Genomic DNA, 12,887 nt, shown 5'->3' on the forward strand with positions numbered 1-12,887 from the left:
CGCGCCCGGTGTTACTGGCGAATGCGCTAAAGAACCCCGCCGCCGCGTCCGTAAAAGACAGTACATGTGTTTGCCGATTTGGCGACGTCATTTCCGCAAGCGTGAAAAAGCCCCGATCCGTGCGTTACCCCCATATCCCTTGGCTGCCCCTGTTGTTCTATCCCGCGCTGCCCGTGGCGGCCGCGGTGGGCCTGCTGTTGTGGCGGGAATGGCCGCCGGCCCTGACGCAGATCGTGCCCTTCGTGCCCTGGGTGATGGCGCTGATCGGCGTCGCGGTCTGCCTGATGTACCAGCGCGCGCAGACCATGGTGCTGATGCTTAGCGTGCTGGCCGCCACCGCGGCCTGGCCGGCCCTGGCCCGGGAAGCGCCCTGGGCTGTCGGCCCGGCGCTGGCGTGGTGGTCGCTGGCCTACACCATCAACGCCCTGTGGTCCGAACGATCCAGCATGCTGCTGGACCTGGCCGCCCGCATAGGCATGATCGCCGCCGGCGCGGCGGCGATTGCGCTGAGCGGCAAGGAAGGCATGACCGACCTGGTCGGCATACTGTCCGTGCAAGGCCGGCTGGCGCACCTGAGCGTGCCCATCGAAGGGCTGATCGCGCTGCTGGCCACCGGCCTGACCCTGACGCTGCTGCTCCTGCGTTATGGGCGCCCGCAGCAGGCGGGTCAGTGGCTGGGCTTTGTCTGCATGGCCTGGGCCCTGCCGCGCGGGGCGGAGCATCCCGTCGAATTGGCGCTGATGTCCACCGCGGCGCTGACCGCGCTGTGCATTTCGCTGGCGCATGAAGGCTTCCACATGGCCTTTCGCGACGAGCTGACCGGCTTGCCGGGCCGGCGCGCGCTGAACGAACGGCTGCAGCGCATGGGCCGCGTCTACACGCTGGCGATGGCCGACGTCGACCACTTCAAGGCGTTCAACGATACCCACGGCCACGACGTGGGCGATCAGGTGCTGCGCATGGTGGCGGCCCAGTTGCGCCGCGTGCCGGGCGGTGGGCGGGCCTACCGCTACGGCGGCGAGGAATTCACGCTGGTGTTCCCGGGCAAGACGGCGGCGGAAAGCATTCCGCACCTGGAGAGCGTCAGGCGCTCGATCGAGGCCTACCAGATGCGCTTGCGCGACAAGCCCGCGCGTCCCAAGGCGGACCAGATCGGGCAGCGCCGCCGCGGCGGGCGCGATGCGCGCAATGCGCGGCCGCTGCGCGTAACCGTCAGTATTGGCGTGGCCGAGCGCAACGATGCGCTGCGCGCGCCGGAAGCGGTGATCAAGGCTGCGGACCAGGCGCTGTACCAGGCCAAGGACGGCGGCCGCAACCAGGTGCGGTCCTACGGCACGCGGCGGCGGACCGGCGCAGCCTGAGGCGCCGCTATCTGCCCTCCAGCGGCAGCGCCATCAGCGCCTCGTCGTAGTACTTGCCGTTCACGCACAGCGCTTCGAGCTCGCGTCCGTACTCCGTGAATCCCAGGCTGAGATACAGCGACGTCGCCGCCTGGTTGTCGGCCGTCACGCTCAATTGCACCTGGCGGATGCCGCGCATGCCCGCGGCGTGGTCGATCGCCGCCTGCATCAGCTGCCGGGCCAGCCCCTGGCCGCGCTGCGCGGGAGCGACATACATGCTCCAGATGTGCGCCTTGTGGCGCATCTTCAGCCTGCGTTGCCGGCCCACGCCGACGATGCCGGCCAGGACTTCCCCGCAGAATGCGCCGAACATCGCGCTATCGTCAGAAGGCTGGATCCATTCGCGGATGTCCTCCAATGTCAGCGTGTGTTCCTCTTCGTAACTCGATCCGAATGATTCCGGGGTTTCCACCAGCGCGTCCAGGCGCAGCTGGCGCAACGGCGCGGCATCTGAGGGAACAAGGCGTCGGACTATGGCGGCAGGCATGGAGCAAGTGTTGGGAATAGGGAACGTTTGGATGCAGTTTGGGCAGTATAGGGGGACGCGCTGCCTATAATGGTTCCAACGCCGCTTGCGGTTTTCACAAAGGAGCCAATGATGTTCGGTTTCCTCAAGATAAACCAGGACGCCAAGCGCGACGAAGTCCAGGAAGAGTTCGTGGCGCGCGTGGCGGATGCCGCGCAGGACTTTGTCCAGGCCGCCGGTCCGACCGGCGCCGTGCTGGACTACACCCCGTCCAGCGTCCATGCGCTGGACGAAGCCCTGGAGGCCGCCCATCTCGGGACCTTGCCTCTCACTCCCATGCAGACGGTCGGCGCCGCCGCCTACCTCTACGAGGTCGGACGCCGCGCGCATGGCGGCCTGTACGAAGTCTGCGACGACGAGGATCCGGTGGTGCTGGTCTGCGGCGAACCCGGAACCGAGGTCTGCTTCGGCGCGATCGCCAAGATCGAAAGGCGCATCCGCTACGGCGCCGCCGAGGCGATCCCGCCCTATTTCGAGCAGTTCACGGCGGCGTTGCAGGCGGGCGAACCCTGCACCATCCGCTAGGATCCGGCCTCGCCGGGCACGCGATTTGCTCCCCCTCCGGGTCCGGGCCTCTGTGCTGAAAGCGTCCGTTTTGGCGCCCTGACAACGGCCGTCCGGACCTTCTGGGGATTTCCCTTAGGACTGTAAGAAAAACAGCCCTACAATTCCGCCATTCCCGCCCCCCCTGGCGGGTGCTCGCGCCGTCTGTCATCAGGCGGATTTTTACTAGAAGTACACTCGCGCCGCGATCAGCGTCCGATCCCGCCTTGCCCCCAGGAGCGCCTGCATGAAATTCCGCTTCCCCATTTTCATCATCGACGAAGACTACCGTTCCGAGAACGCGTCCGGTCTGGGTATCCGCGCCCTGTCCGCGGCGATCGAGGCCGAGGGCGTCGAGGTGATCGGGGTGACCAGTTACGGCGACCTGAGCTCGTTCGCCCAGCAGCAGAGCCGGGCCAGCGCCTTCATCCTGTCGATCGACGACGAAGAGTTCGACGTGGATTCGCCGGAAGACGTGGCCAGCGCCATCAAGAACCTGCGCGCCTTCATCGGCGAGCTGCGCTTCCGCAACGCCGACATCCCCATCTATCTGTACGGCGAGACGCGCACTTCCGAGCACATCCCGAACGACATCCTGCGCGAGCTGCACGGCTTCATCCACATGTTCGAGGACACCCCCGAATTCGTGGCGCGCCACATCATCCGTGAAGCCCGCAGCTACGTCGACAGCCTGCCGCCGCCGTTCTTCCGCGAACTGGTCAAGTATGCGCAGGACGGTTCGTACTCCTGGCACTGCCCCGGGCACTCGGGCGGCGTGGCGTTCCTGAAGAGCCCGGTGGGCCAGATGTTCCACCAGTTCTTCGGCGAGAACATGCTGCGCGCCGACGTCTGCAACGCCGTCGACGAACTGGGCCAACTGCTGGACCATACCGGCCCGGTGGCCGAATCCGAGCTCAACGCCGCGCGCATCTTCCACGCCGACCACTGCTTCTTCGTGACCAACGGCACCTCCACCTCGAACAAGGTGGTGTGGCATGCCAACGTGGCCGCGGGCGACGTGGTGGTGGTGGACCGCAACTGCCATAAGTCGATCCTGCACGCCATCACGATGACGGGCGCGATCCCGGTGTTCCTGCGCCCCACGCGCAACCACCTGGGCATCATCGGTCCGATCCCGCTGGAAGAGTTCCACCCGGACAACATCCGCAAGAAGATCGAGGCCAACCCCTTCGCGCGCGAAGCGGTGAACAAGAATCCGCGCATCCTGACGCTGACGCAGAGCACCTATGACGGCGTCATCTACAACGTGGAAATGATCAAGAAGCAGCTGGGCAGCTACGTCGACACGCTGCACTTCGACGAAGCCTGGCTGCCGCACGCCTCGTTCCACGAGTACTACCAGGACATGCACGCCATCGGCGTGGACCGCCCGCGCAGCCAGGACGCGATGGTGTTCGCGACCCACTCCACGCACAAGCTGCTGGCCGGCATTTCGCAGGCTTCGCAGATCATCGTGCAGGAGTCCGAGACCCGCAAGCTGGACCGCAACGTCTTCAACGAAGCTTATCTGATGCACACGTCCACCTCGCCCCAATACGCGATCATCGCGTCCTGCGACGTGGCCGCCGCCATGATGGAGCCGCCGGGAGGCACCGCGCTGGTCGAGGAAAGCATCCGCGAAGCCCTGGACTTCCGCCGCGCCATGCGCAAGGTGGAGTCCGAGTTCGGCAAGAACGACTGGTGGTTCAAGGTCTGGGGCCCCAACCGCCTGGTTTCCGAAGGCATCGGCAACCGCGACGAATGGATCCTGGAATCCAACGACCACTGGCATGGCTTCGGCGAAATGGCCGAAGGCTTCAACATGCTGGACCCGATCAAGGCCACCATCATCACCCCGGGCCTGGACATGTCGGGCAGCTTCGGCGAAACCGGCATTCCCGCCGCGCTGGTCTCGAAGTACCTGACCGAACACGGCGTGGTGGTCGAGAAGACCGGCCTGTATTCGTTCTTCATCCTGTTCACCATCGGCATCACCAAGGGCCGCTGGAACACGCTGCTGACCGCGTTGCAGCAGTTCAAGGACGACTACGACCGCAACCAGCCGCTGTGGCGCATCCTGCCGGAATTCTGCCGCGACCATCGCCGCTACGAGCGCATGGGCCTGCGTGACCTGTGCCAGCAGATCCACGAAGCCTACCGCGAGCGCGACGTGGCCCGCCTGACCACCGAGATGTACCTGAGCGACATGGTGCCGGCGTTGAAGCCGTCCGACGCCTTCGCGCGCATGGCGCACCGCGAGGTCGAGCGCGTCGACATCGACAAGCTGGAAGGCCGCGTCACCGGCGTGCTGCTGACGCCGTATCCGCCGGGCATCCCCCTGCTGATTCCGGGCGAGCGCTTCAACCGCACCATCGTCCAGTACCTGCAGTTCGCGCGCGAGTTCAACCAGCGCTTCCCGGGCTTCGAGACCTACATCCACGGCCTGGCCGACGAAGTGGGTCCGGACGGCGAAAAGCGCTACTACGTCGACTGCCTGATCGAAGACTGATGTTCGATGTAGCAGTACTCGGCGCTGGCGCCGCTGGCATGATGTGTGCCGCGGTCGCCGGCCAGCGCGGCTTGCGCGTGGTGCTGGTCGACCACGCCGAGCGCCTGGCGGAGAAGATCCGCATTTCCGGCGGCGGCCGCTGCAATTTCACCAATATCGGCGCCGGCCCCGCCAACTTCCTCTCCGACAACCCGCATTTCTGCCGCTCGGCATTGGCGGGCTACACGCCGCAGGATTTCCTGGCGCTGCTCAAGCGCCACCATGTCTCCTGGCACGAGAAGCATCGCGGCCAGCTGTTCTGCGACGATTCCAGCGAGTCCATCATCGAGCTGCTGCGCGCAGAGTGCGACGCAGGCGGCGTGCAGTGGCGCATGGGCTGTTCGGTGGCCGAGATCGGCCACGGCGAGCAGGGCTTCGAGCTGCGCACCAGCCAGGGGCCGATCCGCGCCGCCAAACTGGTCGTGGCCACCGGCGGCATGGCGATTCCGCAGCTGGGCGCGACCGACTTCGGTTTGAAAATCGCACGCCAGTTCGGACTGAAGGTGGTCGAACCCCGGCCCGCCCTGGTGCCGCTGACCTTCGATGCCGCGCAGTGGCAATCCTTGTCCGAACTGTCCGGCGTGGCGCTGGAGGTCAATCTGCACACGGGGCAGGGCAAGGCCCGCGGCGAATTCCTGGAAGACCTGCTGTTCACGCATCGCGGCCTGTCCGGCCCGGCCATCCTGCAGATATCCAGCTTCTGGAAACCGGGCGAGCCCATCGTGGTGGACTTGGCGCCGGGCCGCGACCTGGCGGAGGAACTGCTGGCGTCCAAGTCCGGCAACCGGCAACAGCTGCACACGGTGCTGGCGGGCTTGTGGCCCAAGCGCCTGGCCGACCGCTGGCTGCATCTGGCGGAGCAGGGCGGCAAGCCCGGGCTGGCGTCGCTGCGCTTGGCGGATGCGCCGGACAAGACCTTGCGCGCGCTGGCGCAGGACATCCATCAGTGGACCCTGGTGCCCAGCGGCACCGCCGGCTACAAGAAGGCCGAGGTGATGCGCGGCGGCGTGGACACGCGCGGCCTGGACCAGAAGTCCATGCAGGCCAAGACCACCGCAGGCCTGTACTTCATCGGCGAAGCGGTGGACGTCACGGGCTGGCTGGGCGGCTACAACTTCCAGTGGGCCTGGGCGTCGGGCGTCGCCTGCGGCAAGGCGCTGTAGTTTCCGCAGTAATTCCCGCTGTAATCCCGTAAGACCATGGCGCCGATAGGCCGGCGCTATGGTCTGGATTGGAACAGCGCCATTGTCATCTTAAATAAAAATAAATATCATTTACGTTTTCGAGATAGGCCCGAGCCCAGACTGGCAAGGGCCCCCACGGAGACATGCATGGCCTATACCCTTCCGTCCCTGCCATACGCCTATGACGCGCTGGAGCCTCACATCGACGCGATGACGATGGAGATCCACCACAGCAAGCACCACCAGGCCTACGTAAACAGCCTGAACGCGGCGCTGGAAGGGGCGGGCATCGCCACCGGCGAGCCGGTGGAGTCCCTGGTGGCTCGGCTGGAGCAGTTGCCCGAGGCCGTACGCGGCGCGGTGCGCAACCACGGCGGCGGCCACGCCAACCACAGCCTGTTCTGGCAGGTCATGTCGCCCGAGGGCGGCGGCGAGCCGGACGGCGAACTGGCCGCGGCCATTGAATCCGACCTGGGCGGAATGGCGGCCTTCCGCGACGCCTTCACCAAGGCCGCGCTGACCCGTTTCGGCAGCGGCTGGGCCTGGCTCTCGGTCACGCCTGCCGGCAAGCTGACGGTGGAAAGCAGCGCCAACCAGGACAGCCCGCTGATGCACGGCAATACGCCCATCCTGGGCCTGGACGTGTGGGAACACGCCTACTACTTGAAGTACCAGAACCGCAGGCCCGAATACATCGGCGCCTTCTACAACGTCGTGAACTGGCCTGAAGTGGCGCGCCGCTACGCGGCGGCCAAGCGCTGAGCGCGTCTTTCGCAAGGAGGGCTGCGGCAATGAATACCTTCAGCCGTCATCGCGTGCGGCCAGCGGCCACCAGCATCAGCGTTTGGACGCTGGCCGTCATGGTGGCCTGCCTGGGCCTGCACCAGCTATGGGCCTATCTGGACGTGCGCGCGCCGCACGTGGGGGATGCCCTTCTGGGCGGGCTGGTCGCCGCCGGCGCCACCGCGCTGGGCACCTTGCCCATCCTGTTCGCGCGGACCATCCCCCAGAAAGTGCAGGACAGCATGTTCGGCTTCGGCGCCGGCGTGATGCTGGCGGCCAGCGCGTTTTCGCTGGTGGCGCCGGGCATCGCCGCGGGCCGCGACCTGGGCTACGGCCCCTGGGGGGCGGGGCTGACGGTGGGCGCCGCCGTCCTGCTGGGGGCGGCCGTGCTGCTCCTCATGGACCGCACCTTGCCGCACGAGCATTTCATCAAGGGCAGGGAAGGCATCGAGGCGCACCGCTTGCGCCGCACCTGGCTGTTCGTCTTCGCCATCACCCTGCACAACCTGCCCGAGGGTCTGGCCATCGGCGTGGGCTACGCGGGCAACGATCCGCTGCGCGGCACCGCCCTGGCCACCGGCATCGCGATCCAGGATATTCCGGAGGGGCTGGTGGTGGCGGTTGCGCTGTTGGCCGCCGGCTACCGGCGCGCCTTCGCCGTGGCCCTGGGCATGCTGTCCGGCCTGGTTGAGCCCCTGGGCGCCGTACTGGGCGCGGCCGTGGTGGGCTGGTCGGAACCTCTGCTGCCGTGGGGGCTGGGCTTTGCCGCGGGCGCCATGCTGTTCGTCATCAGCCACGAGATCATTCCGGAATCGCACCGCAAGGGGCACGAGGTCTATGCCACTTGCGGCCTGATGCTGGGTTTCGTGCTGATGATGCTGCTGGACACGGCGCTGGGCTAGCGCCCTGTCCGGCGGATACGTCCGGGGCAGGGCGCGGGTTGGCGGGCATTCCCTGGCTGCGGCTTTCGTTGTATGCTTTCGCCGCTGTCACGCATGTTGCGGGAGAGAGCGGCCTGTACGTCCGGCCGCCGCCGAAGGCGCAATTCGCCCGGAATCGCTCAGGTAACCCATACCGCCCATGCTTGCCCTGTCCCGGTTTTCACCGTGCGGACGCGGCAAAACAGCACTCTGGAGAGACCTGGCGCCGCCCCTGATCTAGGGACACAGCGAGCAGCCCAGGCGCCGAAGGTGCAAACCCGCCACGCGGGGCAACTCTCAGGCAAAAGGACAGAGGGGCGGAAGATTCAGCCGTTGTGCAAGCGCAGCCCGCTTGGCGCCAACGGCATTCCGTAACCCTGGCAACATTGCCGCCCCGGAGTTTCCGCGCATGTCCGCAACCCTCAAACGCACCCCGCTGGCCGAAGAACACATCGCCTCTGGCGCCCGAATGGTCGACTTCGGCGGCTGGGACATGCCCCTGGCCTACGGTTCGCAGCTCGAAGAGCACCATGCCGTGCGCCAGGACGCCGGCATGTTCGACGTGTCGCACATGCTGAACGTCGACGTGACTGGTCCGGACGCCTACGCGTTCCTGCAGCGCCTGGTCGCCAACGACGTGGCCAAGCTGACCGTGCCCGGCAAGGCGCTGTACAGCTGCATGCTGAATCCGCAAGGCGGCGTGATCGACGACCTGATCATCTATTTCTTCGCCGTCGACGAATGGCGCGTCGTGGTCAATGCCGGCACGGCCGACAAGGACATCGCCTGGATGCAGCGCGTCAAGCAGGCCGGCCGGTTCGACGTGGCCGTCACGCCGCGCCGCGACCTGGCCATGGTCGCCGTGCAGGGCCCCAACGCCCGCGCCAAGGTCTGGGCCGCGCGCCCGGCATGGCAGGCCGCCAGCGAACCGCTGACTCCCTTCGTCGCCGCCCGCGTGGGCGACGAGACCCTGGTGGCCCGCACCGGTTACACCGGCGAAGACGGTTTTGAAATCGTGCTGCCCGCCGCCGAGGTCGTGCAGCTGTGGCGCGACCTGGTCGCCCAGGGCGTGCGTCCCTGCGGCCTGGGCGCGCGCGACACGCTGCGCCTGGAAGCCGGCATGAATCTCTACGGCCAGGACATGGACGAGCTGACGCAGCCCGACCAGGCCGGCCTGACCTGGACCGTTTCCCTGAAGAACGCCGAGCGCCGCTTCATCGGCCGCGACGCGCTGGAACAATTCGCCACCCCGGCCACCTTCATCGGCCTGAAGCTGCAAGAGCGCGGCGTCATGCGCGCGCACATGGCCGTGCGCACCAAGGAAGGCACGGGCGAGCTCACCAGCGGCACCATGTCGCCCACGCTCGGCGTGTCCATCGGCTTTGCCCGCCTGCCGCAAGGCGTGAAGCCGGGCGACACGGTCGAGGTCGACATCCGTGGCAAATGGGTGCCCGCCCTGGCCTGCAAATTGCCGTTCGTCCGTAACGGCAAAGCGGTCGAACACTCGTAAACTCGAAGCTTCGCGCGAGCCGCCGGCCCCTGGGGCGACGGCCGCCCGCGCGAGGCGCGCAACACCATTCATCTACCCGCATTCCCTCAGGAGTTCCCATGAGTCTGCCCACCGATCGCAAGTACACCGAGTCCCATGAATGGGTCAAAGCCGAAGGCGACGTGTTCGTCGTCGGCATCACCGACACCGCCCAGGACCAATTGGGCGACCTGGTCTTCGTTGGCGACGTGAAGGTCGGCGCCAAGCTGAACGCCGGTGAAACCGCTGGCGTGGTCGAGTCGGTCAAGGCCGCCTCCGACATCTACGCGCCCGTGGCCGGCGAGATCGTCGCGTTCAACGAAGAGCTGGAAAACAACCCCAACCTGATCAACGAATCGGCCTTCACCGCCTGGATCTTCAAGATCAAGCCGGTCAACGCCGCCGACGCCGACAAGCTGCTCGACGCCGCCGGCTACGAAGCCGTCGCCAACGGCTAAGCCGCCTGGCCGGAACGGACGCGGCGCCGCAAGCCCCGCGTCCGTTCCGCAAGATGCATTACCGTCCGTCCCCCGACGACACCCGCTATCCCGAGATCCTCCATGTCGCGCGCCCTAGACACCCATACCGACTTCATTCCCCGCCACATCGGCCCTTCCGACGCCGACCAGGCCGCCATGCTCGCCGTCATCGGCAGCGCCAGCCTGGACGCCTTGATCGAAGAAGTCGTGCCGCCCAAGATCCGCAGCCAGGCCCCGCTGGCGCTGCCCGCCTCGCGCAGCGAAACCGACGTGCTGGCCGAGCTGAAGCAGATCGCCGGCCGCAACAAGGTCTACCGCAGCTACATCGGCCAGGGGTACTACGGCACGCAGACGCCCAACGTGGTGTTGCGCAACATTCTTGAGAATCCCGCTTGGTACACGGCCTACACGCCCTACCAGCCCGAGATCTCGCAGGGCCGTCTCGAAGCCCTGCTGAACTACCAGACCATGGTCGCCGACCTGACCGGGTTGGACATCTCCAACGCCTCGCTGCTGGATGAAAGCACCGCCGCCGCCGAAGCCATGACGCTGGCGCGCCGCAGCGCCAAGTCGAAGAGCCCGGTGTTCTTCATCTCGCGCCACGTGCATCCCCAGACCATCGAAGTCGTGCGCATGCGCGCCGAAGGCCTGGACATCGAAATCACCATCGGCGACGAGGCCGAAGGCCTGCCCGAGTGCTTCGGCGTGCTACTGCAGTACCCGCACAGCACCGGCTCCGTGGCCGACTACCGCAAGCTGGCCGAGGCCGCGCATGCGCAAGGCGCCATCGTGGCCGTCGCCACCGATCTGCTGGCGCTGGCACTGCTGGCCGCGCCCGGCGAATGGGGCGCGGACATCGCCATCGGTTCGGCCCAGCGCTTCGGCGTGCCGTTCGGCTTCGGCGGCCCGCATGCCGGCTTCATGGCCTGCAAGGACGCCTTCAAGCGCAACATGGCCGGCCGCCTGGTCGGCGTGTCCAAGGACGCGCAGGGCAACCCGGCCATGCGCCTGGCGCTGCAGACGCGCGAACAGCACATCCGCCGCGAAAAAGCCACTTCCAACATCTGCACCGCGCAAGTGCTGCTGGCCGTGATGGCCGGCATGTACGCGGTGTGGCACGGCCCGGCTGGCATCCGCCGCATCGCCGAGCGCGTGCAGCGCGCCACCGCGATCCTGCGCGCCGAGCTGGTCAAGCTGGGCGTGAAGGTCGTCAACGACACCTTCTTCGACACGCTGCTGCTGGAAACCGGCGCGGCCACGCCCGCCATCCTGACCGCCGCCGATTGCGCGCACATCAACCTGCGCCGCGTCGACGGCGCCCGCCTGGCGGTGTCGCTGGACGAGACCGTCACCGCCGCTGACCTGCAGGCGCTGGTCAACGTCTTCGCCGCCGGCCTGGAACGCGACGACGTCGAGCTCGACATCGACGCGCTGGACGCGGCCGCCGCCGGCGGCATTCCCGCCGGCGTGGCGCGCGAAAGCGCCATCCTGACGCATCCGGTGTTCTCCAGCGTGCAGTCCGAAACCGACATGCTGCGCTACCTGCGCAAGCTGGCCGACAAGGACCTGGCGCTGGACCGCACCATGATCCCGCTGGGCTCGTGCACCATGAAGCTCAACGCGACCGCCGAGATGATCCCCATCACCTGGCCCGAGTTCGCGCTGATCCACCCGTTCGCGCCCGCCGCGCAAAGCCAGGGCTACAACGAGCTGATCGACCGCCTGTCGGCTGCGCTGTGCGAAATCACCGGCTACGACAATATCAGCCTGCAGCCCAACTCGGGCGCGCAGGGCGAGTACGCCGGCCTGTTGGCCATCCGCGGCTACCACCAGGCCAACGGCCAGCATCAGCGCAACATCTGCCTGATCCCGTCGTCGGCGCACGGCACCAACCCGGCCTCGGCGCAACTGGCCGGCATGGACGTGGTGGTGGTGGCGTCCGATGCCAACGGCAACGTCGACCTGGCCGACCTGCGCGCCAAGATCGAACAGGTGGGCGACAAGCTGGCCGCCCTGATGATCACGTACCCGTCCACCCACGGCGTGTTCGAGGAAGCCGTCACCGAGATCTGCGATCTGGTGCACCAGGCCGGCGGCCAGGTCTACCTGGACGGCGCCAACATGAACGCGATGGTGGGCGTGGCCCAGCCGGGCAAGTTCGGTTCGGACGTGTCCCACCTGAACCTGCACAAGACCTTCTGCATTCCGCACGGCGGCGGCGGCCCGGGCGTGGGCCCCGTGGCGGTGCGCGCGCACCTGGCGCCGTACCTGCCGGGCGTGGTGAACGAGCAGGGCAAGCTGCCCGGCGACGCCAAGGTCGGCCCCGTGTCGGCCGCGCCGTTCGGCTCCGCCGGCATCCTGCCGATTCCGTTCGTGTACATCTCGCTGATGGGCGCCGACGGCCTGCGCCGTGCCACCGAAGTCGCGATCCTGAACGCCAACTACATCGCCACCCGCCTGCGCGACCACTATCCGGTCCTGTACGCGGGCCGCAATGGCCGCGTGGCGCACGAGTGCATCCTCGACGTGCGTCCGCTCAAGGAAACCAGCGGCATCAGCGCCGAAGACATCGCCAAGCGCCTGATGGACTACGGCTTCCATGCGCCCACCATGAGCTTCCCGGTGGCTGGCACGCTGATGGTCGAACCGACCGAGTCGGAAGGCGTCGCCGAACTGGACCGCTTCATTGACGCGATGATCTCGATCCGCGAGGAAATCGCCCAGGTCGAGCGCGGCGAACGCGATGCCGAGGACAATGTCCTGAAGAACGCGCCGCACACCGCGCAGATGTTGCTGGCCGAGGAATGGCTGCACGACTACCCGCGTCAGCAGGCCGCCTATCCGGTGGCTTCGCTGCGCGACGCCAAGTACTGGCCGCCGGTTGCCCGCGTGGACAACGCCTACGGCGACCGCAACCTGGTGTGTGCCTGCCTGCCGATCGAAGCCTACGCCTGAGCGCTTGCGGCAAGGCCCGGC

Annotated in this window: 10 protein-coding genes and 2 riboswitches; of the genes, 9 read left to right on the forward strand and 1 reads right to left on the reverse strand. The window is 67.2% G+C overall.

What is annotated here, in order from left to right; translation table 11 throughout:
• Window positions 1-119: 119 nt before the first annotated feature.
• Window positions 120-1,361 (forward strand): GGDEF domain-containing protein, encoded by a 1,242-nt coding sequence (locus tag HWY37_RS03540; protein ID WP_176087873.1) that lies wholly within the window; start codon window positions 120-122, stop codon window positions 1,359-1,361.
• Between the two features lie 7 nt (window positions 1,362-1,368).
• Here the strand turns inward: HWY37_RS03540 and HWY37_RS03545 are convergent, their stop codons facing one another.
• Entirely contained in the window at window positions 1,369-1,887 is a 519-nt protein-coding gene (locus HWY37_RS03545; protein ID WP_175207362.1) for a GNAT family N-acetyltransferase, read from the reverse strand.
• Window positions 1,888-1,998: 111 nt separating this feature from the next.
• Here HWY37_RS03545 and HWY37_RS03550 point away from each other — a divergent pair, with 111 nt between their 5' ends.
• The 8 genes from HWY37_RS03550 (at window position 1,999) to gcvP (ending at window position 12,866) form a co-directional block, all read left to right on the forward strand.
• The gene (locus HWY37_RS03550; RefSeq protein ID WP_176088055.1) at window positions 1,999-2,451 is read left to right on the forward strand and encodes a hypothetical protein; all 453 of its coding nucleotides are present in this window, start codon (window positions 1,999-2,001) and stop codon (window positions 2,449-2,451) included.
• A gap of 265 nt (window positions 2,452-2,716) precedes the next feature.
• Complete coding sequence (locus HWY37_RS03555) at window positions 2,717-4,978, forward strand: arginine/lysine/ornithine decarboxylase (protein ID WP_175207361.1); 2,262 nt, start codon at window positions 2,717-2,719, stop codon at window positions 4,976-4,978.
• Window positions 4,978-6,180: a BaiN/RdsA family NAD(P)/FAD-dependent oxidoreductase gene (locus HWY37_RS03560; RefSeq protein ID WP_176087874.1), complete on the forward strand. Its 1,203-nt coding sequence runs from the start codon at window positions 4,978-4,980 to the stop codon at window positions 6,178-6,180. The genes HWY37_RS03555 and HWY37_RS03560 overlap by 1 nt, the downstream gene beginning before the upstream one ends.
• 168 nt (window positions 6,181-6,348) lie before the next feature.
• Window positions 6,349-6,963 (forward strand): superoxide dismutase, encoded by a 615-nt coding sequence (locus tag HWY37_RS03565; RefSeq protein WP_176087875.1) that lies wholly within the window; start codon window positions 6,349-6,351, stop codon window positions 6,961-6,963.
• A gap of 29 nt (window positions 6,964-6,992) precedes the next feature.
• On the forward strand, window positions 6,993-7,886 hold the full coding sequence (locus HWY37_RS03570) for a ZIP family metal transporter (protein ID WP_175207358.1): 894 nt from the start codon (window positions 6,993-6,995) through the stop codon (window positions 7,884-7,886).
• Window positions 7,887-7,975: 89 nt separating this feature from the next.
• A riboswitch (glycine riboswitch) is annotated at window positions 7,976-8,071 on the forward strand.
• 33 nt (window positions 8,072-8,104) lie between these two features.
• Window positions 8,105-8,227: riboswitch (glycine riboswitch) on the forward strand.
• A gap of 86 nt (window positions 8,228-8,313) precedes the next feature.
• Window positions 8,314-9,414 carry a glycine cleavage system aminomethyltransferase GcvT gene (gene gcvT / locus HWY37_RS03575; RefSeq protein ID WP_176087876.1) on the forward strand — a complete coding sequence of 367 codons (1,101 nt, stop codon included), beginning with the start codon at window positions 8,314-8,316 and terminating at the stop codon, window positions 9,412-9,414.
• Window positions 9,415-9,512: 98 nt separating this feature from the next.
• Entirely contained in the window at window positions 9,513-9,890 is a 378-nt protein-coding gene (gcvH, locus tag HWY37_RS03580; protein ID WP_042795177.1) for a glycine cleavage system protein GcvH, read from the forward strand.
• Window positions 9,891-9,992: 102 nt separating this feature from the next.
• On the forward strand, window positions 9,993-12,866 hold the full coding sequence (gene gcvP / locus HWY37_RS03585) for an aminomethyl-transferring glycine dehydrogenase (RefSeq protein WP_176087877.1): 2,874 nt from the start codon (window positions 9,993-9,995) through the stop codon (window positions 12,864-12,866).
• Window positions 12,867-12,887 lie beyond the last annotated feature (21 nt).

Source organism: Achromobacter anxifer, from assembly GCF_903652925.1.
GTDB lineage: Bacteria > Pseudomonadota > Gammaproteobacteria > Burkholderiales > Burkholderiaceae_B > Achromobacter > Achromobacter anxifer.